30 protein-coding genes and 1 tRNA gene are annotated in these 24644 nt (G+C 69.6%); 17 read left to right on the plus strand and 14 right to left on the minus strand.

Annotated features, from left to right (window positions below; all coding sequences use genetic code 11):
• Positions 1-6: 6 nt before the first annotated feature.
• Complete coding sequence (locus tag ACZ5Y9_RS12240; RefSeq protein ID WP_464471452.1) at positions 7-1023, plus strand: DUF2510 domain-containing protein; 1017 nt, start codon at positions 7-9, stop codon at positions 1021-1023.
• A 22-nt stretch (positions 1024-1045) separates the two neighbouring features.
• Here the strand turns inward: ACZ5Y9_RS12240 and prfB are convergent, their stop codons facing one another.
• Positions 1046-2155, minus strand: a complete 1110-nt coding sequence (prfB, locus tag ACZ5Y9_RS12245; protein WP_247625325.1) for a peptide chain release factor 2 — start codon at positions 2153-2155, stop codon at positions 1046-1048.
• A gap of 85 nt (positions 2156-2240) precedes the next feature.
• Between prfB and ACZ5Y9_RS12250 the strand changes: the two genes are divergently transcribed.
• Entirely contained in the window at positions 2241-3491 is a 1251-nt protein-coding gene (locus ACZ5Y9_RS12250) for an MFS transporter (protein WP_464472742.1), read from the plus strand.
• A gap of 7 nt (positions 3492-3498) precedes the next feature.
• On the opposite strand, the gene ACZ5Y9_RS12255 is transcribed toward ACZ5Y9_RS12250, so the two are convergent.
• The 3 genes from ACZ5Y9_RS12255 to ACZ5Y9_RS12265 are packed head-to-tail and all read right to left on the minus strand — an operon-like array spanning position 3499 to position 4743.
• Positions 3499-3918, minus strand: coding sequence for a pilus assembly protein TadG-related protein (locus ACZ5Y9_RS12255; protein ID WP_308194270.1), 420 nt, complete (start codon positions 3916-3918; stop codon positions 3499-3501).
• A complete protein-coding gene (locus ACZ5Y9_RS12260) occupies positions 3918-4373 on the minus strand; it encodes a TadE family protein (RefSeq protein ID WP_247625323.1) in 456 nt (151 codons plus the stop codon). Before ACZ5Y9_RS12260 ends, ACZ5Y9_RS12255 begins: the two co-directional genes overlap by 1 nt.
• On the minus strand, positions 4342-4743 hold the full coding sequence (locus ACZ5Y9_RS12265; RefSeq protein WP_464471453.1) for a TadE/TadG family type IV pilus assembly protein: 402 nt from the start codon (positions 4741-4743) through the stop codon (positions 4342-4344). The genes ACZ5Y9_RS12260 and ACZ5Y9_RS12265 overlap by 32 nt, the downstream gene beginning before the upstream one ends.
• A 117-nt stretch (positions 4744-4860) precedes the next feature.
• On the opposite strand from ACZ5Y9_RS12265, the gene ACZ5Y9_RS12270 reads away from it, so the two are divergent.
• From ACZ5Y9_RS12270 to ACZ5Y9_RS12315, 10 genes are all read left to right on the plus strand, one after another.
• The gene (locus ACZ5Y9_RS12270) at positions 4861-6330 is read left to right on the plus strand and encodes a recombinase family protein (RefSeq protein WP_464471454.1); all 1470 of its coding nucleotides are present in this window, start codon (positions 4861-4863) and stop codon (positions 6328-6330) included.
• Between the two features lie 150 nt (positions 6331-6480).
• Complete coding sequence (locus ACZ5Y9_RS12275; RefSeq protein ID WP_464471455.1) at positions 6481-6690, plus strand: hypothetical protein; 210 nt, start codon at positions 6481-6483, stop codon at positions 6688-6690.
• A complete protein-coding gene (locus ACZ5Y9_RS12280; protein WP_464471456.1) occupies positions 6690-7493 on the plus strand; it encodes a hypothetical protein in 804 nt (267 codons plus the stop codon). The genes ACZ5Y9_RS12275 and ACZ5Y9_RS12280 overlap by 1 nt, the downstream gene beginning before the upstream one ends.
• Positions 7490-7654, plus strand: a complete 165-nt coding sequence (locus ACZ5Y9_RS12285; RefSeq protein ID WP_464471457.1) for a hypothetical protein — start codon at positions 7490-7492, stop codon at positions 7652-7654. The genes ACZ5Y9_RS12280 and ACZ5Y9_RS12285 overlap by 4 nt, the downstream gene beginning before the upstream one ends.
• A 338-nt stretch (positions 7655-7992) precedes the next feature.
• Complete coding sequence (locus tag ACZ5Y9_RS12290; RefSeq protein WP_464471458.1) at positions 7993-8247, plus strand: hypothetical protein; 255 nt, start codon at positions 7993-7995, stop codon at positions 8245-8247.
• Positions 8244-8681: a hypothetical protein gene (locus ACZ5Y9_RS12295; protein ID WP_464471459.1), complete on the plus strand. Its 438-nt coding sequence runs from the start codon at positions 8244-8246 to the stop codon at positions 8679-8681. The genes ACZ5Y9_RS12290 and ACZ5Y9_RS12295 overlap by 4 nt, the downstream gene beginning before the upstream one ends.
• Positions 8678-8941, plus strand: coding sequence for a hypothetical protein (locus tag ACZ5Y9_RS12300; RefSeq protein ID WP_464471460.1), 264 nt, complete (start codon positions 8678-8680; stop codon positions 8939-8941). The genes ACZ5Y9_RS12295 and ACZ5Y9_RS12300 overlap by 4 nt, the downstream gene beginning before the upstream one ends.
• On the plus strand, positions 8932-9282 hold the full coding sequence (locus ACZ5Y9_RS12305; protein WP_464471461.1) for a hypothetical protein: 351 nt from the start codon (positions 8932-8934) through the stop codon (positions 9280-9282). Before ACZ5Y9_RS12300 ends, ACZ5Y9_RS12305 begins: the two co-directional genes overlap by 10 nt.
• Positions 9279-9629 (plus strand): hypothetical protein, encoded by a 351-nt coding sequence (locus ACZ5Y9_RS12310; RefSeq protein ID WP_464471462.1) that lies wholly within the window; start codon positions 9279-9281, stop codon positions 9627-9629. Before ACZ5Y9_RS12305 ends, ACZ5Y9_RS12310 begins: the two co-directional genes overlap by 4 nt.
• Positions 9630-9892: 263 nt before the next feature.
• Positions 9893-10822, plus strand: a complete 930-nt coding sequence (locus ACZ5Y9_RS12315; RefSeq protein WP_464471463.1) for a hypothetical protein — start codon at positions 9893-9895, stop codon at positions 10820-10822.
• Between the two features lie 248 nt (positions 10823-11070).
• On the opposite strand, the gene ACZ5Y9_RS12320 is transcribed toward ACZ5Y9_RS12315, so the two are convergent.
• Positions 11071-11574, minus strand: a complete 504-nt coding sequence (locus tag ACZ5Y9_RS12320; protein WP_464471464.1) for a hypothetical protein — start codon at positions 11572-11574, stop codon at positions 11071-11073.
• 137 nt (positions 11575-11711) lie between these two features.
• On the opposite strand from ACZ5Y9_RS12320, the gene ACZ5Y9_RS12325 reads away from it, so the two are divergent.
• Positions 11712-12338 carry a hypothetical protein gene (locus ACZ5Y9_RS12325; protein ID WP_464471465.1) on the plus strand — a complete coding sequence of 209 codons (627 nt, stop codon included), beginning with the start codon at positions 11712-11714 and terminating at the stop codon, positions 12336-12338.
• 292 nt (positions 12339-12630) lie between these two features.
• On the opposite strand, the gene ACZ5Y9_RS12330 is transcribed toward ACZ5Y9_RS12325, so the two are convergent.
• From ACZ5Y9_RS12330 to ACZ5Y9_RS12340, 3 genes are read right to left on the minus strand one after another with little or no spacing between them, the layout of a single operon-like run.
• The gene (locus ACZ5Y9_RS12330; protein ID WP_247625320.1) at positions 12631-13569 is read right to left on the minus strand and encodes a type II secretion system F family protein; all 939 of its coding nucleotides are present in this window, start codon (positions 13567-13569) and stop codon (positions 12631-12633) included.
• Positions 13566-14423: a type II secretion system F family protein gene (locus tag ACZ5Y9_RS12335; RefSeq protein WP_464471466.1), complete on the minus strand. Its 858-nt coding sequence runs from the start codon at positions 14421-14423 to the stop codon at positions 13566-13568. Before ACZ5Y9_RS12335 ends, ACZ5Y9_RS12330 begins: the two co-directional genes overlap by 4 nt.
• Entirely contained in the window at positions 14420-15592 is a 1173-nt protein-coding gene (locus tag ACZ5Y9_RS12340) for a CpaF family protein (protein ID WP_247634347.1), read from the minus strand. Before ACZ5Y9_RS12340 ends, ACZ5Y9_RS12335 begins: the two co-directional genes overlap by 4 nt.
• Positions 15593-15859: 267 nt before the next feature.
• Here ACZ5Y9_RS12340 and ACZ5Y9_RS12345 point away from each other — a divergent pair.
• Together ACZ5Y9_RS12345 and ACZ5Y9_RS12350 are read left to right on the plus strand one after the other, a co-directional pair.
• Positions 15860-15941: transfer RNA gene (locus ACZ5Y9_RS12345), tRNA-Leu, on the plus strand.
• 66 nt (positions 15942-16007) lie between these two features.
• Positions 16008-16781 (plus strand): DedA family protein, encoded by a 774-nt coding sequence (locus ACZ5Y9_RS12350; RefSeq protein WP_247624792.1) that lies wholly within the window; start codon positions 16008-16010, stop codon positions 16779-16781.
• Between the two features lie 28 nt (positions 16782-16809).
• Here the strand turns inward: ACZ5Y9_RS12350 and ku are convergent, their stop codons facing one another.
• On the minus strand, positions 16810-17715 hold the full coding sequence (gene ku / locus ACZ5Y9_RS12355; RefSeq protein ID WP_464471467.1) for a non-homologous end joining protein Ku: 906 nt from the start codon (positions 17713-17715) through the stop codon (positions 16810-16812).
• A 57-nt stretch (positions 17716-17772) separates the two neighbouring features.
• Between ku and ligD the strand changes: the two genes are divergently transcribed.
• On the plus strand, positions 17773-19737 hold the full coding sequence (gene ligD / locus ACZ5Y9_RS12360; protein WP_464471468.1) for a non-homologous end-joining DNA ligase: 1965 nt from the start codon (positions 17773-17775) through the stop codon (positions 19735-19737).
• 3 nt (positions 19738-19740) lie between these two features.
• Here the strand turns inward: ligD and ACZ5Y9_RS12365 are convergent, their stop codons facing one another.
• The 4 genes from ACZ5Y9_RS12365 to murI form a co-directional block, all read right to left on the minus strand.
• Positions 19741-20661, minus strand: coding sequence for a cation diffusion facilitator family transporter (locus ACZ5Y9_RS12365; protein ID WP_464471469.1), 921 nt, complete (start codon positions 20659-20661; stop codon positions 19741-19743).
• A gap of 100 nt (positions 20662-20761) precedes the next feature.
• Positions 20762-21355 carry an RdgB/HAM1 family non-canonical purine NTP pyrophosphatase gene (gene rdgB / locus ACZ5Y9_RS12370; RefSeq protein ID WP_247624796.1) on the minus strand — a complete coding sequence of 198 codons (594 nt, stop codon included), beginning with the start codon at positions 21353-21355 and terminating at the stop codon, positions 20762-20764.
• 2 nt (positions 21356-21357) lie between these two features.
• The gene (gene rph, locus ACZ5Y9_RS12375; RefSeq protein WP_247624797.1) at positions 21358-22095 is read right to left on the minus strand and encodes a ribonuclease PH; all 738 of its coding nucleotides are present in this window, start codon (positions 22093-22095) and stop codon (positions 21358-21360) included.
• Positions 22096-22128: 33 nt separating this feature from the next.
• A complete protein-coding gene (gene murI / locus ACZ5Y9_RS12380; protein WP_464471470.1) occupies positions 22129-22965 on the minus strand; it encodes a glutamate racemase in 837 nt (278 codons plus the stop codon).
• Positions 22966-23027: 62 nt separating this feature from the next.
• Here murI and ACZ5Y9_RS12385 point away from each other — a divergent pair, with 62 nt between their 5' ends.
• Positions 23028-24353 carry a nicotinate phosphoribosyltransferase gene (locus ACZ5Y9_RS12385; protein ID WP_247624799.1) on the plus strand — a complete coding sequence of 442 codons (1326 nt, stop codon included), beginning with the start codon at positions 23028-23030 and terminating at the stop codon, positions 24351-24353.
• Positions 24354-24369: 16 nt separating this feature from the next.
• On the opposite strand, the gene ACZ5Y9_RS12390 is transcribed toward ACZ5Y9_RS12385, so the two are convergent.
• Positions 24370-24636: a DUF3039 domain-containing protein gene (locus tag ACZ5Y9_RS12390; protein ID WP_247624800.1), complete on the minus strand. Its 267-nt coding sequence runs from the start codon at positions 24634-24636 to the stop codon at positions 24370-24372.
• Positions 24637-24644: the final 8 nt, after the last annotated feature.

The following is a 24644-nucleotide window of genomic DNA, read 5'->3' on the forward strand; positions in this document are numbered from 1 at the left end:
ACCGAGGTGTCGACTCCCGCAGGCTGGTACGACGACGGATCCGGGCAGAAGCGCTGGTGGGACGGATCGGGATGGACGGCGCACGTCGCCGCCTCCGCCGCCCCCGCGCTCGTGTCTCCTGAGCCCGCACCGTTCGTACCGCCGTACACGCCGCCCCTCGCCCCGCCGGTGCCCACCGCACCGCCGGGGGCATCGCCGATCGCCGCGCCGCAGCACCCCTCGGCACCTGCATATCCGTCGGCGCCGCAGTACCCCTCTGCAGCGGCCTACCCGCAGTACCCATCCACACCGCAGTACTCGCCCTCTCCGCAGTTCTCGCCGTATCCGTCCGCCCCGGGGATGCCGGCGCCGTACGACGGCTACGCACTCCCCGGTGCCTCTCCCGCGCCGTTCCCGGCCGTCGGACTCGCCGGGCTCATCGCCGCCGCGCTCGGAACGATCGTGGCCTGCATCCCGCAGATCCCGCTCATCGGATGGTTGCTTCTCGGCGCGGGATTCGTCCTGTCGCTCGTGTCGCTGTTCTTCCGCGCCCGGAAGTGGGCGGGAATCGCCGGGCTGGCGGTCTCCGTGCTCGGGGCGCTTCTCGCGGCCGTGCTCTCGTTCGTCCTCGTGGGTTCGTTCTCCGTGTCAGGGAGCGCGGACGACGTTCCCGGCAGCGAGGTGATCTACGCCAGCGACCTGGAGGTGGGCGACTGCCTGCCCGAGGGGCTGGACGGCGAAGAGTTCTTCGAGGTGACGATCGTGCCGTGCGACGGTCCGCACATCGACGAGATCTACTACGAGTTCGATCTACCGGACGGAGAGTTCCCCGGCGAGGACGCACTCACGGAGGCGGCGATCCGCGAGTGCGAGCCGCAGTTCGAGGAGTTCGCCGGCATCGCCTATGAGGAATCCGAGCTGAACTACTGGTGGCTCACGCCGACGGAGACATCATGGGCTGGCGGAGACCGCACGATGCAGTGCCTGATCTACGACTACGACGGCAGCACCGTGACCGGAACTCTCGAGGGCGCCGCCCGCTGAAATGCGCGCGGCGCGCTCGCGATCAGTCCTCTTCGGGACGCTTGCGCCAACGGATGCCGGCGGAGATGAAGCCGTCGAGGTCGCCGTCGAAGACCGCCATCGGGTTGCCCGACTCGTATCCGGTGCGAAGATCCTTCACGAGCTGCTGACCGTAGAGGAAGTACGAACGCATCTGGTCGCCCCAGCTGGCGGTGATGTTGCCCGCGAGTTCCTTCTTCTTCGCTGCTTCCTGCTCCTTTTGCAGCAGGAGGAGGCGGGTCTGCAGCACGCGCATGGCTGCGGCGCGGTTCTGGATCTGCGACTTCTCGTTCTGCATCGACACGACGATGCCGGTCGGAAGGTGGGTCAGTCGCACGGCGGAGTCGGTGGTGTTGACCGACTGGCCGCCGGGACCGGACGAGCGGAAGACGTCGACGCGGATGTCGTTCTCGGGGATGTCGACCTCGGTCGCCTCCTCCATGAGCGGGATGACCTCGACCGCGGCGAACGACGTCTGACGCTTGTCGGCCGAACCGAAGGGGCTGATGCGCGCCAGGCGGTGGGTGCCTGCCTCGACCGACACCGTGCCGAACGCGTACGGCGCGTCGATCTCGAACGTGGCCGATTTGATGCCCGCGCCCTCGGCGTAGGAGGTGTCCATGACCTTCACGGGGTACTTGTGCCGCTCGGCCCAGCGCAGGTACATGCGCATGAGCATCTCGGCGAAGTCGGTCGCGTCGTCGCCACCCGCGCCGGAGCGGATCGTCACGATCGCGGAGCGCTCGTCGTATTCGCCGTCGAGCAGCGTCTGCACCTCGAGCTGGTTGATCATCTCGGTGAGGGCTGCGAGTTCGGTGCGAGCCTCCTGCGCGGAGTCCTCGTCACCCATCTCGTTGGCCAGGTCGACGAGCACTTCGAGGTCGTCGAGGCGCTGGGCGATGCCGGTGACGCGGGCGAGCTCGGACTGGCGGTGGCTCAGCGCGCTGGTGACCTTCTGCGCGTTCTCGGTGTCGTCCCAGAGGTCGGGGGCACCGGCTTCTTCGCTGAGCCGCGCGATCTCGTCACGGAGCCGTGCGACATCGACGACCTCGCTGATGTCGCCGAAGGTGTGCCTGAGTGCCTGGATGTCGGCGGAGAGATCGAGTTCGAGCATGATCACCGAGCCTATCCTGTCGTCGCCGCGGGAGTAGCCTCGAACGGTGAGCAGTGCATCCACGGTCCTCCGACGATTCGGGCCGATGGTGTATCTCCCGACCTTGCTGTTCTCGCTCGGCGAGGGCGCGGTGATCCCGCTGATCCCCGTCATCGCCGCATCGATGGGCGCCGACGTCGCGTTCGCCGCGCTGGTCGCCTCGGCGCTGGTCGTCGGTCAGCTCTGCGGCAATCTGCCCGCCGGATGGGCGGTCGCGCGTATCGGCGAGCGGTTCACGATGGTCATCGCCGGCGCGATCGCCATGCTCTCGGCGGTCGGGATGGTCTTCGCCCCGTCGATCGGCGTGCTGGCGGCATCCGTCTTCGTCCTCGGTTTCTGCGCCGCCGCCTTCGGGCTCGCGCGTCACGCCTTCATGACCACGCGGGTGCCCATCGAGTTCCGCGCTCGTGCGCTGTCGTTGCTGGGCGGCAGCTTTCGCCTGGGGATCTTCATCGGGCCGTTCGTCGCGGCGGGTCTGCTGGAACTGTTCGCCACCGAGACCGCCGCGATCTGGTTCTTCCTCGGATGCCTCACGGTGATGGTGCTGCTCGTACTCTTCGGCCCCGATCCGGAGAAGACGATCCCGCCCGCTGTGACCTCCCCCATCCGCATCGGCACGGCCGAGGACTCGGGCGAGGTGGTCAGCGGAGCGATCCCCACCTTCGAGCGGATCGGGATCTTCCGCACGATGTGGCAGCAGCGCACGGTGCTCAGCCGGCTCGGCCTCGCCGCGGCGTCGCTTTCGGCCGTGCGTTCGGCCCGCCAGGTCGTGCTGCCGCTCTGGGGCCTCTCGCTGGGCCTCGATGCGCAGACGATCGCACTGGTCGTCGGGATCTCGGGCGCGATCGACTTCGCGCTGTTCTACGCGAGCGGGCAGGTCATGGACCGGTTCGGCCGGATGTGGGCGGCGATGCCGGCGATGATCCTGATGGGAGTGGGCTTCGTCGCCCTCTCGCTGTCGCACGACGTCGAGGCACCGGTGCTGTGGTTCGGGATGTTCGCCGCGGTGCTCGGTGTGGGCAACGGCCTGTCCAGCGGCATCCTGCTCACGTTGGGCGCCGATGTCGCGCCGAAGCGCGAACCCGCGGCCTTCCTCGGATCCTGGCGGACGCTGACGGATGCCGGTGGGGCGATCGCTCCGCTTCTGGTGTCGGCGATCACGGCGATCGCGTCCCTTCCGGTCGCAGCCGCTGCGATCGGGGTGATCGGTCTGCTCGGTGCCGTGGGGTTCGTCCGGTGGATCCCCCGGTTCGTCCCGAGGGTTCGGGATGACGACCCGGTGCCGCCTCCCGGCTGACGGTCGCTCATCGCAGCGCGGTGCGGCTCGTCGCGGTCGCTTCGAGCACGACGCCGTCGGGCACGAAGGGCGAGAACACCGGCGGATGCCAGGGTGCCGTCACCGTCACCCGCACCGAGACACCGTCGGGTGTCCAGGCGTCGACGAGGGCGGCATCTCCCTCGATCGCGTCGATGACCTCGAGCGCCTGCTCCCGCATGTCGCCGTCGTCGAGCTCGGCACGGACGCCGTGGTCATCGGCGACGAGTGTGAACCCGTCCGCTGCCGCTGCCGCCGCCGAATCGGCCAGCGCGTCGAGACGTTTCTGCGCGAGGTACAGGTCGGTGGCGCACACGCAGACCAGCACGATCGCGAGCGCGAGGAGCACGTAGCCCAGGGTCAGGAGCAGGATGCTGCCCTCCTCGGCCTCGCTCGTACGACGCCGCATCATCCGCTCCCCCAACCGCGACCGACCTTCTGCACGGAGGTGGCCTCCAGAGGAACGGCGAGGGCGCTGTCGAGTCCGAGCATCTCCGGCACGAACGGCATCCGCACGACCGTGGTGACCGTCACGCGGAGCGTCGCGCCGCCTGTGGGGCACTCGGTGCCTTCGGGCACGCAGGAGAGAGCGACGTCGGTGGCCTCGGCATCCATCCCGTACTCGTCGACGACCGCGGTGAGCACGTCGTCCGCCGCGAGCGCCGCGGATTCCGGGCCAGTCGACAGCGCGATGGTCCGGGCGATGTGTCTCGCAGCGGCCTCCGCCCCCAAGGACTGCTCCTGGATCGCGCCCAGGAGGATCACGAGGTAGGCGAACGGCACCAGCAGGATCACCCCGACCGTGATGAACTCCAGCGCGGCGGAACCGTCGTCATTCCTCCCCCAGGCTCTCCATCGGAGCATGCGCGGTCACCTCCCAGGCGGCGGGGATGCCGATCAGGCCGACCAGTGGGAACGTCGTGCGGATGCGCACATCGACGCGATCGCGGTCGCCGAGGTCGGTGACGCCGACGGCGATGTCCTCGGCATACGCGGCCCCGACCGCGCGCTCGATCACCTCGCGCGCCCGCTCGGCGCCCTCCTCGAGCGTGGTGTCGGCGAGCGCCGCATGGTACGCGCCCTCGACCGCTGCATCGTGCACCACGTTGCGGACGTAGACGGCGACACCGAGCTGGATCACGGCGAGTGTGAGCGCGGTGAGGAGCGTGCCGACGAGAACGAACTCGACGGGGCTCGATCCCCGCTCATCGTCGCGGATCCCGGACGATCTCACTGGATCCCGGAGACCCGCTGGATCGCCTGCTCGAACAGATCCGACAGCGCCGGACCGGCGACCGCCCAGATGAGCACGACGAGCCCAGTCATAACCATGACGGGGTATTATTCACACATGGCAACACGACGTAGGCGACCCACGAGCCCGCTCGACCACCTCGGCCCGGACACGTGCGTGATCTACCTCCGCATCTCTCAGGACCGCACCGGGCAGATGCTCGGCGTTGATCGGCAACTCCCCGAGTGCCGCGACCTCGCCGCGCGCCTCGGCCTCCGCGTCGTGCAGGTGTACACCGATAACGACATCTCGGCGACGAACGGCAAGAGCCGCCCCGCGTTTGAGGCGATGCTCGCCGCGCACCCCGAGGTGATCATCTCGTGGCACCAAGACCGCCTCCTCCGCCTCACGAGTGACCTGGAGCGCGTGATCGACCTCGGCGTCGATGTGCATTTCGTGACCTCCTCGAAGGGCGGTCTAGACCTCTCGACACCTGCCGGTCGCGCGGTCGCTCGCACAGTCGCGGCGTGGTCGCAGTACGAGGGCGAGCAGAAAGCCGAACGACAGTATGCCGCGAACCGTCAGCGCGCCGAGGCCGGGCACTGGCAGTTCTCCCGCCGCCCGTTCGGCTACGACCGCATCGACGGGCGGATCGTGCCCGTGCCGCACGAGGCCGACATCGTGCGCGAGTGCTACCACCGGTACAACGCCGGGGAGAGCCTTTACGCCATCGCGAACGACCTGAACGCCCGCGGCGTGCCGACGCACGACACCAACGCCGCCGAGGGCGAGCGCACCACGTGGTCGATGCGGCGCGTTCAGCAACTCCTCCGCAATGAGCACTACGCGGGCATCGTGACGTACCTCGGCGAACGTATCGACGCCGAGCCGACGTGGGAGCCGCTGATCGACTCGCGCACGTGGAGCGACTATCTCGCGATGCGCGACGGTCGAACCCGTGAGGGCGCGTGGAGCACGGCGACGAAGCACCTCCTGAGCGGCCTCCTCGTGTGCGGCGTGTGTGGCGGTCGGATGCTGGCGCGGCCCGACCGGGGGCGGCAGGTGTACGCCTGTACGGCGAATTGGTGCGTGTCGATCCAAGCCGCGGACGTGGAGCCCGTCGTGAATGGCATCGTGCTCGCGCGGCTCGGCGATAAGCGCGTGCTGAAAGACCTCCGCGCCGAGCCCAACACCGCGCCCGTGGTCGCCGAACTCGACACGCTCCGCGAACGTCACCGCGCCCTCATCGGCCTCGTGGCTGACGGCGCTCTCCCCCGCGCCGAGGCTCGACAGCGTGGGCTCGCACTCGCCGACAAGATCGAGACTCTGGAGAAGCGCCTGAGCGCGATGCGGCGTGAGAGCCCGCTCACCGACCTCGCGCTCGCCCGGTCGATCCCGACGCGCTGGCGTCGGATGCCGCTCCTCGAAAAGCGCCGCGTGATCGAAGACCTGGGCCTCGCCGTGACCATCGGCAAGACTCGCCCCGGTCGCCGTCCTCGTGATGCCGACGGCAAGCCGATTCCCGACCTCGATCGTATGGCGTTCGCGTGGCGCGACATCCCCGTCGAGGCCGCTCCCGTAGGCTAACCGCGGTTCGGGTTTCCCCTGATCAGTAATCATTTTCCTTCCACTGAGATAGGATCGAAGAGTAAGCCGACATCCGAGCATCGACACCGGTAACAACCAGCCGGGAACCTACACGCGCACCTAGGGCACGAGGCGCGCTCGGAGCCCCGCATGTCGGCACCTCTCACCGCCCCCAACGCCGCGAAACAGCGCCTCGCCTCAGCCGCCCGCTCGAAGCAACCGCCCGAGGTCATCGCCGACCGTCGCCGCGACCTCGCCGAAGCGAACATCGCCGCCGCCATCGCCCGCGCACTCTCGACCGCGCCGCCGCTGACCGATGAGCAATGCGCCCGCCTCGCCGCCCGCCTGCGCGGTGCGTGATGGGCGCGAGACTCGCTCTCGCGGCGTTCGCTACCGCCGCCGCGAACGGGCTCGACGGTAACCCGCGGGCGGTGCTCGTCCGCATGGCCCTCTCCGCACTCGACAGCGCCGAGCATCCCGCGTACTGGGCAGGCTGGGAACCGCTCGCAGAGGCCATCGGGCACGTGCTACCCGCGGACGACGGCACACCCGAAGCGGCTCGCGTCCGCCGAGCCGCACGCGAGGCCGTGCGCACGACCATGCGGCGACTGACCGCCGAGGGCATCGTCTCCCGAGCGGTCAGAGCGGCACCAGGCCGCAACACGCGATACGCGCTCCACCTAGACCGAGCATCGGTGCAGGCTCAGCCTGCACCGATGGATGACGCAACGATGCAGGCTCGGCCCGGCAACGATGCAGGCTCAGCCCGGCTCACAATGCAGGCTCAGCCTGCACCTGAGGAGGAGACAGGAGACACTGAGGAGGAGACGCGCACGAGCGCGCCCCCTGCCGATGCTCGATGCCCTCGACACCGCGGCATAGCCGAGCCGCCACCCTGCATCGGATGCCGAGATGCACGACTCGCCGCCGAGGCATCCGTCACCGCCACCGCTGACGCTGAGCGTGCTCTCCGAGCCGCCGCCCTCGCGACACTCGACCCCGCCGCGGTCGAAGCCCTGTCCCGACGCCTCGGCGGTCGATACAGCGCCGCCGCGATCATCGAAGCCGCCCGCGCCGAGATGCCCGGAAACCTCCCCCTCGGGCTCACCCTGCTCGCGAACCGTGACGACCTCGCCGCCGCCGTAGCGAGGTGGGAGCGATGACCCGCGAAGCGTCATGGGCCGAGATGGCTACCGCCGTGATGGCTCACCTCGACGCGTACGGCGCGGATGCGATCTACGACGTGTGGCACGTGCTGAACGCCTACACCGTCACCGCGACGACCCCGCCGTGCGACGACTGCCCCGAGGACACCGAACGATGACCGCACCCTCGCCCCTCCAGACCGTCGCGCGCGTAGCGCTCGAAACGCCGCGCGCACGAGGCCGAGCCGCTGTGCGGCCCTCAGACGCGATGAGCGCCCCGCACGACCATTCACACCGACCCACCCCCGTTCGCTCGCTGACGCCCTCACGGCGGGTTAATCGTGGTGCGTTCCGTCGTCTCGTGGTCAGGGCGACCGCGTACGCCGCGGACGTGCCGACGTACGGAGCCATCCACGCCCGTCTGCGGCGAGCGCGAGGCTCCGCGACTGGCCTGCCGTGCTTCCGATGCGGTCGGCGATCGACCGGCTGGGCCTGCATCGCTCCCGACGGCGACCGCGTGACCGGCACGAACAGCGAGCGCCGCCGCGTGTCGTACTCGCTCGACCTAGCCGACTACTCGCCCGCGTGCGACCTCTGCCGAGCCGCGACGGACGCCGAACACGCCCCCGAGCGTCGCGCCGTCACCGGCCTCGCCCTGACGCCGATTCGCAAGCCGGAGCGAGCCGTGCCCGTTCGCCCCGATCCTGCCCCGGAGCCCGAACCGATGTTTGCCCTCGATCCGGCTACCCCGACCGGCTGGAGCCTGTCATGACCCCCGACCCGAACACCGCCGGAGAAGACTGGAGCCGCCCGCCGTTTGAGCCCGGCAACACTGCCGCGGTGACCCACGGCGCGCACTCTCCCGGCGTCGTGGACCCGCTCGCCGCCGAGTACGCGCAAGCCGCCGTAGATGCCGCGCCGTACCTCGCCCTCGACCGGTTCGCGTTCGCTCTCACAGCGTGGGCGAGAGCCGAGGCCCGGTGCGAACTCCTGTCCCGCTACCTTGACCGGCACGGCGTCCAGAACAACCGCGGCACGCCCCGCATGTCGATCCTCGCGACGCTCGCCGCGTCCGAACGCGCCGCAGCCCGTGGCCGCGATGCCCTCGGCCTGTCCCCCGAGAGCGCGGCCCGTATCGCGGCGACGATGCGCGACGGCGGTGCCGCGCTCCTCAGCCCGACCGAACGAAGGGAACTCCTCGCATGATGATCCGACCCGCGCGCCGCGACCCGGCCCGCATCCGTGACGCTCTCGGCATCCACCCCCGACCGCAAGGAACCGTAGATGCCGCACTCGCCGCACTCGCCGGACTCGCGAGAAAGCGCGAGGCGCTGGGCATCGACACGCCGTCGCCGTACCCGCCGGACGCCACGCCCGAGGAGCGCCGCGCCCTCACCCATGCGGCTCTCGAAGAACTCGTGCGCACGCATCGGCCCGTGTCGTCGTGGGGACTGTCATGGCGATGATCCGCCGCACCCCGCCGACCCTCGCCGAACGTGAGGCGCGGGCGCGTGCCGTGACCGCTGAGCGCGTCGCCGCCGACCGTGCCGCCGCCCGCGCGGCTCACCTCGCTGACGTTCGCGAGCGCTTGGCACTCGCCGAGACTCGCCGCTCCTCCCGACCGATCACCGGCACGGACGTGTACACCCAACCACCGACACACCCGAGTCTCGACGCCCGCGCGACCGGCGAGCGCGCCGTGCCCGGCCTCGCCGCCGCCGCCGAACTCCTCGCCGCCGAAGCGCATGCCGATGCCCTCGCCACGATCCCCGAGAACCACACCGCCTACGACTGGAGCCGACCATGAGTCACCGCACCGCCGACAACGACCGCGAACGCATCCACCTCGCGCGGCACCCCGGCCACATCTCCGACGACCTCCTCGACAAGACCGAGACGGCCTACCGCGAAATCGTCACGGGCAGATACCAGGGCAAGAGCCGAAGCCTCGCGGCCCTCGACCTCGGACACGACCGCACGCCAGATGCCGCCGCCGTCACGAGGCTCGCAAGCGAACTCAGCCGAAGCGCCGTCATGCCCGCCGCCCTCGCCATCTCGTGCGCCGAGCATGACGCCGCCCCCGGCGCGTATTGCTTCCGCGGCGCGCACGCCGTGTGCGGCGACCGCCTCGACCGACGGCCCCGCCATGCCTGAGCGTCGATACCGCGGCGAATCCTGGTCGCATGCCCTCCTCCGCGCCGAACTCGCCGCCTCCGCGGAGCGCCGCGCCGAGCAAGAGCGCGCGGAGCGTGAAGCCAAAGCGAAGCGAGCCCGCGCCGCCCGCCGACGCGCCGCCGCCGCACCGACGCCGCCCCCGAAACCCGCCGAGACGCCCTCCGAGGCCAAAGCGCCCCGCGCCCTCGGCTGGCAAGACCTAACCCCCGACGAACTCCGCCGATTCTGAGAGAGCCCACACCATGACCACGACCACCACGCCCGACACCCGCCCCCTCCCCCTCGGCATCCACCACCTGCCCGACGCCGAACACGTCGCGTGCAAGGACTGCGGCACCCCGTGCGGCCCCGACACACCTCGAACGACGTTCACCGTCACCGGGCGCATGGACCCACGGGGACGGCTGATCGAAGGATTATCCGAAGTCACGTTCGGACAGTGCCCCACGTGCGCCGACCTCGATGCACACGCCGCCCGCACCCTGGACGCACACCCGAGCATCCGCCGCATGATCGGCTCGCCGAGCATCGGACAGCACCGCATCTCCTCAGCGTTCCGAGCACTCGCCGCCATCGGCGTGAAGCCCGCCGAGACCTACAGCGCCGACGGCCTGCTGTCACTCCTCGACCGGCTCTCCTCGCACGGAGCGGCCGCATCCTGGCACCGGCAGTTCGCTCCGGTTCGCGCGGAGGACGCCACGCGCGGGACTGCCGCCACCGAGCCGTGGCTACATGTGAACCCCGACCTGCGCGCCGACATTCGCCACGAGTACGGCGACCATCTCGCCGACCGCATGCCGCCTCGCCCGGTCACCTGCCCAACAGGCGGCTGTGCGTGGTGCGGGCTCGGCTCCGTGATGGCGAAGCGGACCGCGACACCGTGGACACCGCACGACCTGTACCCGGCAAGCCTCGGCGGCGTCGGACGACAGATGCGCGCGCATCTCTGCCCGACGTGCGAACGCGCCCGCGAGTTCGGCGACTCAATGGCCTCCGCGGTGCTCGACCTCATCGACGGCGACCGTGCGATGCGCCGCCGCGTCCCGTACGAGCCGGACCTCGACGGCGTGCACGGCTGGGCCGTCTCAGGCCACGAGCACCCGAACACGGAACCATGGGCGCATCTCGACCTCGACGGCCTCCGCGCGCTCCTCGAACGCGCGAACTACTGAGCCCGTGGGCGACCCGAGCGAGCCGCGCCTGTCGACGTACCGCGGGAACGACGAAGCTCGGACGCTCGGCGTCGCCCTCCTCCGCGCCACCGAACGCGGCGAGCGCGTGCCGTGCGACGGGCTCGACCCCGCGACCGTTCGCCCGAGTACCTGCGCGACCTGCCCTCGCGCGGTCCGCGAGGCGTGCGGCGATTACGGGCGAGCCGCGGGCCTGGTCGGCACTTTCGGCGGCATGCGGATGCGGTCGGTCACTTCTCGATCTTGAGCGTCTTACGCATCGCGGCGATGAACGCCTCGCTCGCCAGCGTAGATGCGTCCTCCTCATCCGAGGCGTAAGCGTCGGTCAAGGCGTTGAACGCGTCCACGATGGACGGGGGGCCGAGCAATTCGAGCGGTGCGGAAGCATCGATAACATCGGCAGTCAGGCTGTCTGCATCTTTGATGTTCACCTCTAGGTCAGCAAGTGCCCTCTGTCGTTTCGCCGAGTCGGGACTCTCCAAGTCGCCGGAGGTCATGATCTTGTTGCCTTTGGCTCGAAGGTGCCGCCACCGCTCGGCGATCTGCATGGCTCCGACGTACGCGTCGTATCGGCGCTCGCGAACCCATCGCGCGTGCTCCCTCCGGCCTTGAAGCCACGCACCTGCGAAGCCCGCCAAGGCAGTCACCAGTGCGGCACCGAACACCGTCAGGAGGATTTGGAGCGTCGGGTCGAGAGCGGAGGGAGTATTCGCCGCGGCGGCAGATATGATCACGCCGCCACCCTACCGACGTGCTCCCTCGCGACCAGAGGTCGATAGAGTGCGCGATATGACACACCAGACGGTAGAAGCGGTTCGCCTCGCTCAATGTACGCACGTTCCCAGCGCTCAGTTCGAAAGGCGGTAGCAGCATGGAATGGTGGGCAGCATTGCTTGTAGCTGGCGTACCTGCCGCCATCACGTCCGTGTCACTTATCTTGCAACAGCGTTTCAATACGAGCGCCGCGGAGCGCGCCGACGAAAGCCGACGGCTAGACGCCGAGGCTGAGCGCGGTCACCAGGAACGTCTACTTGAGATTGCAAACAGTCACGCGCGCGAGCAGGCCGAGCAGGACCACAAGCGGCAGTCGCGCGAGGCATGGAAGGCAGACCGTCGCGCCGCACACTCGCGACTCCTGACACGACTAGAAGAGTTGGAGGACGCCGCCAGCGGAGTCCTAGCTAGAGTCACCGTAGACATCCAGCTCGGCGACGACCCTTCTAAGCGGGACTTCACGGTTCCTGAATTGCCGAAGGAGTTCGTGGCAGATGTTGCTCTCGTGGGCTCAGATGCCTCAGCCGCGGAAGCACAAAAGGCCGGGGGCGCGGCCATGATGCTGGCGCTCACCGTAGGCACATTCGGCGTACTCGCAGACGCCCGTTCGCCGGAAGAGTTGCGAGACGACCTCGACAAAATTCGCGACAGGCTCAAGACTCTCGCGGACGCGACGAAAACGTACCGACAGGCCGCGAAGCAGGACATGGATACGGTGGATTAGGGCTCGGCCCCACCCTGCGACTGTGTGGCACGGTCGAATCCGCCTTGCGCGCGCGTATACGCGCGCACGCGCGCACGTCGACTGCGCGTGCATCGTCGTTGATGCCACGTCTAGTGCGGCTACGCACCTCAAAACGCTACTTAGGTTATGACTGGTAGGCCGGCGGTCATGAGCGTCACGAGCACCCAGCCGGGCACATCGCCGCGGTCATCGTGCGCGAGCGCGCGCATCCACCGGGTCGCGCGGACGCGGAGGGGAAGGATCGGGTTCATGGGTTTCCTTTCGTGGGAGCTCAGCCGATGCCGAGCCGGAGGATGAAGAGTCCGGGGTAGATCGCGAAGAAGACCGACAGGGGCAGGATCAGGAAGACGAGCGGCAGGAGCATGAGGATCTCCTTTCGCCCGGCCTGCTCGATGAGGATCCGCTTGGCGTCCTCGCGGGCGTCGCCCGCCTGCGCCTGCAGGACGGCGGCGAGGGGTGCGCCGTGCTCGAGTGCGGCGATCACCTGATCGATCGCGCGCGAGAGGCCCGGCAGCTGGAGTCGTGCGGCGGTCTCGCTCAGCGCCTCCGCCAGCGGGGACCCGGTGCCGACCGCGAGGACGACCTGCCGGAACTCGCCGGTGAGCTCGCCGGATCCGACCGATGACACCCGCCGCAGAGCGTCGAGGAATCCCTCGCCGGCGGACAGGCAGAGGGCGAGGAACTCGAGCGTCGTCGGAAGCTCGTCGGTCAGGCGGGTGCGTCGCGCCTTGACCCGAGTGGACAACTGCATGTCGTAGAGGGCTCCGGCTGCGCCTCCGCAGAGGAGCGGAAGGATGGCCACGGGGGCGGTCATGCGGCCGGTGAGCACGAGGACGACGATCACCAGCGCGCCGCCGCCGATCCCCCCGACGATCCATCCGAGCTGGCGAGCCCGGAATCCCGAGGGAGTGACACGCGCGCCCGACTGCGCGATGCGACGAGCGAGCGCTTCTCCCCCGCCGAGCACCCTCTCGAAGAGAACGAGGAGATGCTGCCAGGGTGAGCGCCTCCCCGTGGGGAGCAGGGCGATCGACGGGAGCGCCGAGAGTGGAAGGTCGGCATCGTCCACGACGTCGCGCACGTACGGAGCGATCCGCACGGCCAGGGATGCGGCACCCCAGCGCGGCACGACCGAGAGGATGCCCAGGATGCCGAGTCCGAACATCCCACCCAGCAGTGCGGCGATCGCGATCGACGACCCGACGTTCATCCGAACCACCGACGAGGCTCGGGCAGGCGTCCGATCCGGACCATCACGCGGAAGGCGACGGTCGACACGGCGGCTCCAAGACAGATCACCAGCACACCCTCGGGCGTGCCGTAGGCCTCGGCGCCCTCGGGCCGCATCACCAGCAGGCCGAGGATCACCCATGGCGCCACCGCGCCGAGCACGGCGGCCCCGCGGATCCATGACTGGCGCGCCTCGACCTCGCCGCGGAGCGCGGCATCGGCACGGACAGAGGCGGCGAGCGCGCGGAGCACGCCCGTCAGCTCACTACCACCCACCTGCCGGGCCATGCGCAGGGTCTCGATGATGCGGTCCCCGATGGGGTCGGCGAGCGTGTCCTTGAGGCGATCGAGGCTCGTCTCGAACCGCCCCGTCGCCCGCACATCGTGCGCGAACACCGCGAACGCCGGTCGCAGCATCGCCGGCGCGGAGTCCTCCAGCGCTCCGACCGCATCGGGGAGGGACAGACCGACGCGGATCGACGCGATGAGCAGATCGCATACGTCCGGCCAGAGCTGGCGGCGAAGACGGCGCAGACGCAGTCGACGCCCTCGCAGGTACCCGATCGGCGCCGAGCCCGCTGCGAGCCCGGCGAGGAGCGCCAGAACCGGAAGACCGGAGATGAGCCAGGCGGCAGCCGCCGCGGCGAGCGCCGCCGCGATCATGCCCGTGAGCACCGCTCGCGGCGTCAGCGCGCCGATCCCCGCCTCCGCGACGAGCCGAGTGAGATGCCCCCGACGGGGCGTCGTGCTCTTCGGCGCGCCCGGCGGCCACAGCCACGGCGAAAGGCACAGCAGCGCTCCTGCGGCCAGGAGGGCGCCGAGGAACAGCGTCACGAGTCGCGCCCCGGGGTACGCAGAGCGGTGCCGCGCCCGGGGTCCGAGTAGATGACGCGGGTGGCGATCCGTCCGTCGGCGATCTCACCGGTCGGGGCGATGACTTCGCGTACCCGTCGTCCGCCCTCCGGATCGCGCACGCAGTGCACCACGAGATCGACGGACGCGGCGAGCGCCGGCACGATGAAGGAGCGGTCGATGTTCCGCCCGGCCAGGAGAGGCAGCATCGTGAGCTTGTCGAGTGCATCGTCGGCGGAGTTCGCGTGCACGGTCGCCGCTCCCGGCACCCCGGTGTTGAGCGCCAGCACCAGGTCGAGCGCCTCGGCATCGCGCACCTCTCCGACGACCAGCCGATCGGGACGCATGCGGAGGGCTTCCTTCACGAGCCTGCGGAGGGTGATCTCACCGGAGCCCTCCAGACTCGCCTGGCGCCCCTGCAGCGCGACGAGATCGGGTCCGTCGACCGAGAGCTCGAAGGTCTCCTCGACCGTGACGATGCGCTGCAGATCGGCGCAGGCGGCCAGGAGGGCGCCGAGCATCGTGGTCTTGCCCGCATGCGTCGCCCCGGAGACGATCACACTCCGCCCCGCACGCATCTCATCGCCGAGGAATCTCGCGAGATCGACGGGGAGCGCCCCCTGCGCAGCGAGCGCATCGAGAGTCCGATGCCCGGGCAGGAACTTTCGGATGTTGACCGCCCACCCGCCGCGCACCACATCGGCGATCGCGACGTGCAGACGGGAGCCGTCGGGCAGCGAGGCGTCGACGAACGGTTGGCTGATGTCGACGCGGCGACCGGTGGATTGCAGCATCCGCTCGACGAGGTCGCGCACGACCGTCTCGCCGAGCCGTAGATCGACGCGCTCGGCCACTCCGCCCCGGGCGATGTGCACCTGGTCTCCCCCATTCACCCAGATCTCCTCGATCCCCGGATCGTCGAGCAAGGGCTGCAACGCCCCGTACCCGCTGACCGCCGCGAGCACATCGCGGACCGAGCGCGCCTCGTCGTCGATGAGTTCCTGCCCTCGGGCGAGTGCCAGGTCGTTGTGCCTGCGGACCTCGGCCTCGGTGATCCGACGGACGGCATCGGGATCGATCGAGGGGTCGGTGCCGTCGCTGCGCAGACGAAGGCGCACACGATCGGCCACGGCGAGAGAGGGAGGATTCACGCCGAGCATCCTCGCAAGAATCGCGAGAACGGCGCGGAAGTTATCCACAGCGAAGACGGAACGACCTCGGAACGGCCCTCGTGCTGCACTGAAGACGTAGCCTCCGACCCCTCGGAGCCCCCGGTGCCCGGATCGCCGCGGGGATGGTCACGCGACCATCGATCGGACGGTCGAGTCACCCGACGGATCGAGCGATCCCCGCCCTCTCCTTGTACCGGATTCTCCCGGGAAAGCGGAGGCCTCCGCTCGGTAGACTGTGAGCACCGCGCGGGAGTGGTGGAATTGGCAGACACGCAGGATTTAGGTTCCTGTGCCCCAGGGCGTGTGGGTTCAAGTCCCACCTTCCGCACAGGACGAGCGCATTCGCGCGTTCGGCTGCTCGACCGCCGCACCATCGCACCACGACGGGACACTCATGCATCACGCCGCGCTCATCCCCTGGCTCGACCCGGCCACGATCATCGGCACGGCGGGTCCGTGGGCTCTGCTCGTGGTGTGCTTCATCGTCTTCGCCGAGACCGGACTGCTCGTCGGCTTCCTGCTCCCGGGTGACACGCTGCTCGTGATCGCCGGTCTGCTGTCGCACCCGATCGCGGGTTCCGAGCACGGCGTCTTCGGCATCAACGTGTGGTTCGTGGCGCTGTTGATCGGTCTCTCGGCGTTCGTCGGCGGCGAGGTCGGCTACGTGATCGGCCACAAGGGCGGTCCGGCCGTCTTCGAGCGCAAGGAATCGGGCCTCTTCAGCAAGAAGAACGTCGAGCGTACGAACGCGTTCTTCGAGCGCTTCGGCGGCATCACCGTGATCCTCGCCCGCTTCGTGCCGATCGTGCGCACGTTCGCCCCGGTCGCCGCGGGCGTCGGACACATGCCGTGGCGCAAGTACACGCTCTACAACCTCATCGGTGCCATCCTCTGGGGCTTCGGTCTCACGATGTTCGGCTACGCCATCGGGTTCATCCCGCCCGTGGCGGACTTCGTCGAGAGCTACATCGACCTGATCCTGCTCGCCGCCGTCGGCGGCACTGCTCTGGTCACGCTCTGGCACTACCTCCGCGAGCGGTACAAGGCCAAGAAGGAAGCCGAGGCCGGCCACGACGTCGTCACCGACGCGGCCGAGGCGGAGGCCCTCACGCTCGATCCCGAGGTCTTCGACCGCGCGCCCGACCTGGACGGCGACGGCAAGCACTGACGACGCGGGCTGAAAGCGGGCGCGGCCGTCAGCCCGCTTTCTTCTTCGCCGGCGCCTTCTTCGCGGCGGGCTTCTTCGCGGCCGACTTCCCGGCGTCGGCATCCTTCCCGTCACCGCCGGACTTCTCCGCGGAGCCCTTCGCCCGCTGTTCCTTGGACTTCGCGACGCTGGCGCGCAGGGCCTCCATGAGGTCGATGACCTCGCCGCCCTTCTCCGCTCCCTCCGCCTCGCCGAAGGTGTCGGCGACGTCGAAGCCCTCGCCCGCATCGATCTTGGCGTCGATGAGCGTGCGCAGCTCCTTCTGGTACTCGTCGACGAACTCCTCGGGGTCGAAGTCGCTCGAGTAGCTCTCGACCAGCGATGCCGACAGTTCGAGTTCCTTCTTCGAGATCGACACGTCCTCGTGCAGCGAAGGGAAGTCGACCTCGCGCACCTCGTCGGCCCAGAGCAGCGTCTGCAGCACGAGCACGTCCCCGCGCACCCGCAGCGCGGCGAGACGGGTCTTCTGCCGGAGCGTGAAGCGCACGATCGCGGTGCGCTCGCTCTGCTCGAGCGTCTTGCGCAGCAGCACGTAAGCCTTGGGGGATTTCGAATCCGGCTCGAGGTAGTACGGCTTGTCGAGGGTGAGCAGATCGACCTGGTCGCTGGGCACGAACTCCACGACATCGATCTCGCGGCTCTTCTCGGACGGGAGAGCGGCGAGATCGTCCTTGGTGAGCACGACGGTGTGCCCCTCGTCGACGTAGGCGCGATCGATGTCGGAGTAGGCCACCGTCTCACCGCAGACCTCGCACGTGCGCTGGTAGCGGATGCGTCCCCCGTCCGCGTCGTGCACCTGGTGCAGCGGAACGTCGTGGTCCTCGGTGGCGGAGTACACCTTCACCGGCACGTTGACGAGCCCGAACGTGACCGCGCCCTTCCAGATCGTTCTCATGACCCCAGTGAACACCAGCGGCACCGGCCGAGACCAGCCCTTGACTACGCTGGCCCCATGGTCGTCGACGGTCGGATCGTGCAGGTCGAAGGACGCCGCCTGCGCGTGACCAACCTCGACAAGGTCGTGTATCCCGAAACCGGTACGACGAAGGGCGAGATCTTCGCCTATTACTCGGCCATCGCGCCGCAGCTGCTGCCTCTGCTCGGCGGTCGCCCCGTGACCCGCAAGCGCTGGGTCGAGGGTGTGGGGACGGCGGATGCCCCGGCCGATGCCTTCTTCACGAAGCAGCTCGAACGCGGGGCACCCGAGTGGATTCCCCGCCAGGCGATCGTGCACTCCGACGGCCCGAAGGAGTATCCGCTGGTCGACGAGGTGCCGACCCTGGTGTGGCTGGCGCAGGTCGCGGCGATCGAGCTGCACGTACCGCAGTGGCGGTTCGGATCCGACGGACTGCCCGGGCGACCCGACCGCCTGGTGCTCGACCTCGACCCGGGCCCCGGCGTGGGACTCGCGCAGTGCGCGGCCGTCGCCCGTCTCGCCCGCGGCATCCTGACCGGGATGGGACTCGATCCGGTGCCGGTGACCAGCGGCAGCAAGGGCATCCACCTGTACGCGGCGCTCCCCGGCGAGCAGACGAGCGCCGAGATCTCGATGGTCGTGAAGGAACTCGCCCGGCTCATCGAGAACGAGCACCCCGACCTCGCGACCGCCACCATGTCGAAGGCCGTGCGGGGCGGTCGAGTGTTCCTCGACTGGAGTCAGAACAACGGCAAGAAGACGACGATCTCGCCCTACTCGCTGCGCGGCCGCGCCCGGCCATGGGTGGCGGCTCCCCGCACCTGGGACGAGCTCGACGACCCCGAGCTCGCACAGCTCGACCTCGACGAGGTGCTGGAGCGCGCGGCAGCCGGCATCGACCCGATGGCGGCGCTGCACCCGGCGGATGCCCCGGCCCCGACTTCCCCGCCAGCCGCCCAGTCGAAGGCGGAGCGACACCGGCCGAGCAGCCGCGGCGCCTCTCCCATCGCGCTCGATCCGGAGGCGACGCTCCCGACTTTCGAGCCGATGCTCGCCGAGCACGGCACCCCCGCACTCGCGCGCCGCCTGAGCGATCCCGCCTGGGCCGAAGTGAAATGGGACGGCATCCGCGCGATGGGCACCTGGTCGAACGGACGGATGCGTCTGCACGCCCGCCGAGGCACCGATATCACCGCGCGCTACCCGGAGCTCACGAGCGACGGCGCCCCGTTCCTGCCGGCGGCGGACGCGGTCGTCGACGGAGAGATCGTCGCCTTCGAGTATGACGGCCGTCCGAGCTTCTCGCGGCTGCAGAACCGCATGCACCTCACCCGCGCGCGCGAGATCGAACGGGAGGTCGTGCGCACGCCCATCGTGTACATGCTCTTCGACCTGCTGCGCCTCGACGGCCACGATCTCACCGGCATCCCCCTGCACCAGCGGCGCACACTGCTCGATGACCTGATCGCCGACCTCGACGCGCCGGTGCAGGTGCCGCCCGTGTTCGACGACGTCGATGACGCTCTCGCCGCGAGCGACGACTTCGGTCTCGAAGGCGTCGTCGTCAAGGACCGCGACTCGCGTTACCGCCCCGGCACGCGCTCGCCCTCCTGGCTCAAGCTCAAGCACACCCGCATGCAGGAGGCGGTGATCGTCGGCATCCGTCCGGGCAAGGGCGATCGCGAGCGAACGCTCGGTTCGCTCCTGCTCGCGGTGCACGACTCCCCCGGCTCGCCCCTGCGCTACGTCGGCCGGGTCGGAACCGGGTTCACCGAGCGCATCCTGCGCGATCTGCTCGACCTGCTCGAGCCGCTGCGCACGAAGACCGCACCCCTCGACGGGGTTCCCGCGCCCGACGCCTCCGACGCGCTCTGGGTGCGCCCGGAAGTGGTCGGCGAGGTGGAATTCGCGAACTGGACGCCGGACGGGGTGCTGCGGCACGCGCGCTGGCGGGGACTGCGCCCCGACAAATCGCCCGATGAGGTCGTACGCGAGAGCTGACCCTCAGGCGTGGTGCGGCTCGCAGTCCGACTGCTCCGCCGGTTCGATCTGGAACGTCGAGTGCTCGACGTCGAAGTGCTCGGCGAGGCATCCCTGCATCTCCGAGAGGAGCCTGGTCGATCGTCCGTCGGCGAGGATCGCCGGGTCGACGAGCACGTGCGCGCTGAACACCGGCGCGCCACGGGTCAGTTGCCAGACGTGCACGTCGTGCACCCCGACCACACCGTCGTAGCCGAGCAGGTGCGAGCGGATGTCGGCCACCGCCATCCCCTTCGGCGCCGACTCGGAGAGCACCGAGAAGACCTCCCGCAGCAGAGAGATCGCCCGCGGGATGATGAGGATCGCGATGAACATCGAGGCGATGGCATCCGCCGGCATCCAGCCCGTCGCCACGATCACGATCGCCGCGACGATCACGGCCGCCGAGCCGATCAGGTCTCCCATCACCTCGAGGTACGCCCCGCGCACGTTGATGCTGGTGCGCTGCGCCCGACTGAGCAGCCACATCGAAACAGCGTTCGCCAGCAGACCGACCACCGCGACGGCGAGCATTAGCGGACCCGCCACCTCGACCTCGCCCGGGTCGATCAGGCGGCCGACGGCCTCAAACCCCACCCACCCCGCGAGCAGGATCAAGATGATCGCGTTGATCAGCGCGCCGAAGACCTCGGCCCGCTGATATCCGAACGTGCGACGGTCGTCGGCGGGGCGCGCGGCCACCGCCGCGGCGATGAGCGCGATCACGAGTGCCGAGGCGTCCGTGAACATGTGCGCGGCATCGGCCAGGAGCGCCAACGAACCGGTCAGCAGAGCGCCGACCACCTGCACCACCATGATCGTCGCGGTGAGGCACAGCGAGATCGTCAGAAGACGCCGGTGACCGGCCGAGCGGATGCCGCCGGCAGCGGGAGCGTGATCGTGCATGCCTCCAGGCTAAGCGCGGAATCAGCCGTTCAGCCGCGATTTCGCTAGTCGGGAAGGGTAACGAGAACCAGTCTCATCACGCGCTGCGCCGGACGGTGGCTCAGAGGTCGGCGAGCAGCGGCGCCAACTCCTCGAACGCGCGGGCGCGATGGGACTGCGCCTGCTTCTCCTCGTCAGTGAAGTCCCCGACCGAGCGCTCCTCCCCCGCCGGCTGACCGTCGGGGATGAAGATGGGGTCGTACCCGAACCCGCCCCCGCCGGAGGCGGCGTGCGCGAGCCGCCCGGGCCAGATACCGGTGACGACCTTCTCGGCACCGTCGGGTGAGACGAGCGCGATCGTCGAGGTGAAGTGCGCGGCGCGATGCGGGTCGGCGATGTCGCGCAGCTGATCGAGCAGCAGCTCGAGGTTGGCGACGGCATCCTTCTTCTGCCCCGCCCAGTAGGCGGAGAACACGCCCGGCGAGCCGCCGAGCACGTCGACGCAGATTCCCGAATCGTCGGCGAGCGCCGGAAGTCCGGTGTGCGCAGCCGCGGCTCGAGCCTTGATCAGCGCGTTGTCGGCGAAGGTCACTCCGTCCTCGACCGGTTCGGGTCCGTCGTAGCCGACGACCTCGAGGTCGGGGCGCACCCGGGCGACGATCTGCTGGAACTCGGCGACCTTGTGCGGGTTGTGCGTGGCCAGGACGACCTTCATCGTCACTCGGCCGCCAGCGCGGCGATCTGCCGCTCGGTGAGGGTCGCGCAGCCGTCGACGCCGAGCTGCAGCAGCGCGTCGAGTTCGCGCTTGTCGAAGGGCGCACCCTCGGCGGTGCCCTGCACCTCGACGAACAGACCGCGGCCGGTGACGACGACGTTCATGTCGGTCTCCGCGCGCACGTCCTCGACGTATGCCAGATCGAGCATGGGCTCTCCATCGATGATCCCGACCGACACCGCGGCGACCGAGTCGAGCAGCGGGGTGGAATTGCGACCGATGAACTTCTTCTCACGGCCCCACTCGATCGCGTCGGCGAGGGCGACGTACGCGCCCGTGATCGCCGCAGTGCGCGTTCCGCCGTCGGCCTGCAGCACGTCGCAGTCGATCACGATCGTGTTCTCGCCGAGCGCCTTGGTGTCGACGACCGCACGCAGCGCGCGCCCGATCAGGCGGGAGATCTCGTGGGTGCGCCCGCCGATGCGGCCCTTCACGCTCTCGCGGTCGTTGCGGCTGTTCGTGGCGCGAGGGAGCATGGCGTACTCGGCGGTGACCCACCCCTTGCCCTTGCCGGTGAGCCAGCGCGGAACGCCGTTCGTGAAGGATGCCGTGCACAGCACCTTCGTCCCGCCGAAGCTGATCAGCGCGGACCCCTCGGCCTGAGAGCTCCATCCGCGCTCGATCGTGACCTCGCGGAGCTGGTCGGTGGAGCGGCCGTCGGCACGCACGATGTCAGACATGGGCTTCCTTCGTTTCGGGGAGAGGGGTACCGCTCAGCGCGGCTCGGAGAGGGAGTCGGGAAGGGGGATGACGCCGGTCTGGACGAGCTGCACGTCGCGCACCTCGCGACCCATCAGGCGGTTCGCGAGCGCGGTGAAGTCCGAGGCGGAGTCGCCCGTGGCCTCGTACACGTACCGCGCGGTCGCGTCGGGCGGGGCGAGCAGATCGCCGCGGACGAGCTGACGGTAGACGTCGCCGGCCGTCTCGTCATCGCTCGACACGAGCGTCACGCCCTCGCCCATCACGTAGCTGATGGCGCCGCGCAGGAACGGGTAGTGGGTGCAGCCGAGCACGAGCGTGTCGACCTCCGCTTCGCGCAGCGGCGCGAGGTACTCCTCGGCGACGGCGAGCACCTCCGGGGTGCCGGTGATGCCCGCCTCGACGAACTCGACGAAGCGCGGGCAGGCCGCGGTGAACACCTGCAGCCGCTCGTTGACCTCGAGCATGTCCTGGTACGCGCGCGAGCCGATCGTGCCGACCGTGCCGATCACGCCGATGCGTCCGTTGCGCGTCGTCGAGACGGCCCGCCGAACCGCGGGCCCGATGACCTCGACCACCGGCACGTCGTAGCGCTCGCGCGCATCGCGGAGCATGGCCGAGGATGCCGTGTTGCAGGCGATCACGAGCATCTTCACGCCCTGGTCGACGAGCGTGTCGAGCACCTCGAGCGAGTAGCGGCGCACATCGGCGATGGGCTTCGGCCCGTAGGGCGAGTGGGCGGTGTCGCCGACGTAGACGAACGACTCGCGGGGCAGCTGGGCGCGGATGGCCCGCGCCACCGTGAGCCCGCCGACACCGGAGTCGAAGATACCGATCGGCGCGTCGTTCATGACTACCCAGCCTAGTCGCGACGACACGGCCGCAGGTGAGCCGCGCTCACTAAACTGAGCGCATGACCTCGTCGACGGCGCTGCTCACCGACCGCTACGAACTCACGATGCTCGCCGCATCGCTGCGCGACGGGACCGCATCGCGCCCGAGCGTGTTCGAGCTCTTCTCACGCCGCCTCTCGGGCGGACGCCGGTTCGGGGTCGTCGCCGGCACCGGGCGCCTGCTCAGCCTGGTGCGCGACTTCCGCTTCGGTGACGACGAGCTTCGTTTCCTCCGCGACAACGACGTGGTCGATGCGGCATCCCTGCGCTACCTCGAGGACTACCGGTTCACCGGGTCCATTCGCGGATACCGCGAGGGCGAGCTGTACTTCCCCGGCTCCCCCATCCTCACCGTCGAGGGCAGCTTCGCCGACGCGGTCGTGCTCGAGACGCTGGCGCTGAGCGTGCTCAACCACGACTCGGCCGTCGCCACGGCCGCCTCGCGCATGAGCATCGCGGCGGGCGAGCGCCCCCTCGCGGAGATGGGATCGCGACGCGCCGCCGAGCGGTCGGCCGTCGCGGCCGCCCGTGCCGCCTACATCGCCGGGTTCCGGTCGACGAGCAATCTCGAGGCCGGCCGCACGTGGGGCATCCCGACGATGGGCACCGCCGCGCACTCCTGGACCCTGCTCCACGACAGCGAGGAAGAGGCCTTCCGGTCGCAGATCGAGAGCCTCGGAACCGACACCACGCTGCTCGTCGACACCTACGACATCCCGACGGGCGTGGAGACGGCGATCCGCGTCGCCGGCACGGGCCTCGGCGGGGTGCGCATCGACTCCGGAGACCTGCCCACCGTGGCGGCCGCCGTGCGCGAGCAGCTCGACGCCCTCGGGGCCACCGAGACCCGCATCACGGTCACGAGCGACCTCGACGAGTACGCCATCGCGGCCCTCGCCGCGTCGCCCGTCGACGCCTACGGCGTCGGTACGTCGGTGGTCACGGGATCGGGATATCCGACGGCCAGCATGGTCTACAAGCTCGTCGCCCGACAGGATGCCACGGGTTCGTGGATCGGCGTCGCCAAGGCTTCCGCGGACAAGGCGTCGCACGGCGGCCGCAAAGCCGCGTTCCGTCGCCTCGAGGACGGCGTCGCCACCGCGGAGGAGGTTCTCGTCGCCGACGGCTTCGAGAAGCTGGACGGGCCGGCATCCTCCGTCGGGGGGCGCCCGCTCCAGGTGACGTTCATCGACAACGGCGAGATCGACTCCGCGCACGAGGGCGCCGCGGGAACGGCATCCGCCCGCGAGCATCACCTCCGCGTCCGCGAGGAACTGCCGGTGCGCGCGCTCGCGCTGAGCAAGTCCGACCCGGCCATCCCCACCGTCTACATCGACGTGGAGTGAGATCGCGCCCGCGCGGTCAGCGCGTCATCGACTCGTAGATCTCCTTGCACGTCGGGCAGATCGGGAACTTCTCGGGGTCGCGCCCCGGCGTCCACTTCTTGCCGCAGAGTGCGCGGACCGGCTTGCCGGTGATCGCCGACTCGAGGATCTTGTCCTTCTTCACGTAATGCGAGAAACGCTCGTGGTCACCCGGCTCGAGATTCTCCTCTCGGAGGAGCTCTTCCAGTTCGCGATCAAGCGTTGCCACGCCGCCCTGATCGGGGCTGTCCAGCGGAGTACTCATCCCGTGAG

Source organism: Microbacterium sp. T3-8, assembly GCF_055398145.1.

Coding starts and splice junctions, on each gene's coding strand:
- murI (WP_464471470.1), bottom strand. CDS start 22,965: ATGAACGACGCGCCGATCGGTATCTTCGACTCCGGTGTCGGCGGGCTC.
- ACZ5Y9_RS12310 (WP_464471462.1), top strand. CDS start 9,279: ATGAGTCACCGCACCGCCGACAACGACCGCGAACGCATCCACCTCGCG.
- ACZ5Y9_RS12295 (WP_464471459.1), top strand. CDS start 8,244: ATGACCCCCGACCCGAACACCGCCGGAGAAGACTGGAGCCGCCCGCCG.
- prfB (WP_247625325.1), bottom strand. CDS start 2,155: ATGCTCGAACTCGATCTCTCCGCCGACATCCAGGCACTCAGGCACACC.
- ACZ5Y9_RS12275 (WP_464471455.1), top strand. CDS start 6,481: ATGTCGGCACCTCTCACCGCCCCCAACGCCGCGAAACAGCGCCTCGCC.
- ACZ5Y9_RS12365 (WP_464471469.1), bottom strand. CDS start 20,661: ATGCACGATCACGCTCCCGCTGCCGGCGGCATCCGCTCGGCCGGTCAC.
- ACZ5Y9_RS12270 (WP_464471454.1), top strand. CDS start 4,861: ATGGCAACACGACGTAGGCGACCCACGAGCCCGCTCGACCACCTCGGC.
- ACZ5Y9_RS12285 (WP_464471457.1), top strand. CDS start 7,490: ATGACCCGCGAAGCGTCATGGGCCGAGATGGCTACCGCCGTGATGGCT.
- ACZ5Y9_RS12255 (WP_308194270.1), bottom strand. CDS start 3,918: ATGCGGCGTCGTACGAGCGAGGCCGAGGAGGGCAGCATCCTGCTCCTG.
- rph (WP_247624797.1), bottom strand. CDS start 22,095: ATGTCTGACATCGTGCGTGCCGACGGCCGCTCCACCGACCAGCTCCGC.
- ligD (WP_464471468.1), top strand. CDS start 17,773: ATGGTCGTCGACGGTCGGATCGTGCAGGTCGAAGGACGCCGCCTGCGC.
- ACZ5Y9_RS12280 (WP_464471456.1), top strand. CDS start 6,690: ATGGGCGCGAGACTCGCTCTCGCGGCGTTCGCTACCGCCGCCGCGAAC.
- ACZ5Y9_RS12250 (WP_464472742.1), top strand. CDS start 2,241: ATGGTGTATCTCCCGACCTTGCTGTTCTCGCTCGGCGAGGGCGCGGTG.
- ACZ5Y9_RS12390 (WP_247624800.1), bottom strand. CDS start 24,636: ATGAGTACTCCGCTGGACAGCCCCGATCAGGGCGGCGTGGCAACGCTT.
- ACZ5Y9_RS12325 (WP_464471465.1), top strand. CDS start 11,712: ATGGAATGGTGGGCAGCATTGCTTGTAGCTGGCGTACCTGCCGCCATC.
- ACZ5Y9_RS12315 (WP_464471463.1), top strand. CDS start 9,893: ATGACCACGACCACCACGCCCGACACCCGCCCCCTCCCCCTCGGCATC.
- ACZ5Y9_RS12385 (WP_247624799.1), top strand. CDS start 23,028: ATGACCTCGTCGACGGCGCTGCTCACCGACCGCTACGAACTCACGATG.
- ACZ5Y9_RS12305 (WP_464471461.1), top strand. CDS start 8,932: ATGGCGATGATCCGCCGCACCCCGCCGACCCTCGCCGAACGTGAGGCG.
- rdgB (WP_247624796.1), bottom strand. CDS start 21,355: ATGAAGGTCGTCCTGGCCACGCACAACCCGCACAAGGTCGCCGAGTTC.
- ACZ5Y9_RS12260 (WP_247625323.1), bottom strand. CDS start 4,373: ATGCTCCGATGGAGAGCCTGGGGGAGGAATGACGACGGTTCCGCCGCG.
- ACZ5Y9_RS12330 (WP_247625320.1), bottom strand. CDS start 13,569: ATGAACGTCGGGTCGTCGATCGCGATCGCCGCACTGCTGGGTGGGATG.
- ku (WP_464471467.1), bottom strand. CDS start 17,715: ATGAGAACGATCTGGAAGGGCGCGGTCACGTTCGGGCTCGTCAACGTG.
- ACZ5Y9_RS12300 (WP_464471460.1), top strand. CDS start 8,678: ATGATGATCCGACCCGCGCGCCGCGACCCGGCCCGCATCCGTGACGCT.
- ACZ5Y9_RS12350 (WP_247624792.1), top strand. CDS start 16,008: ATGCATCACGCCGCGCTCATCCCCTGGCTCGACCCGGCCACGATCATC.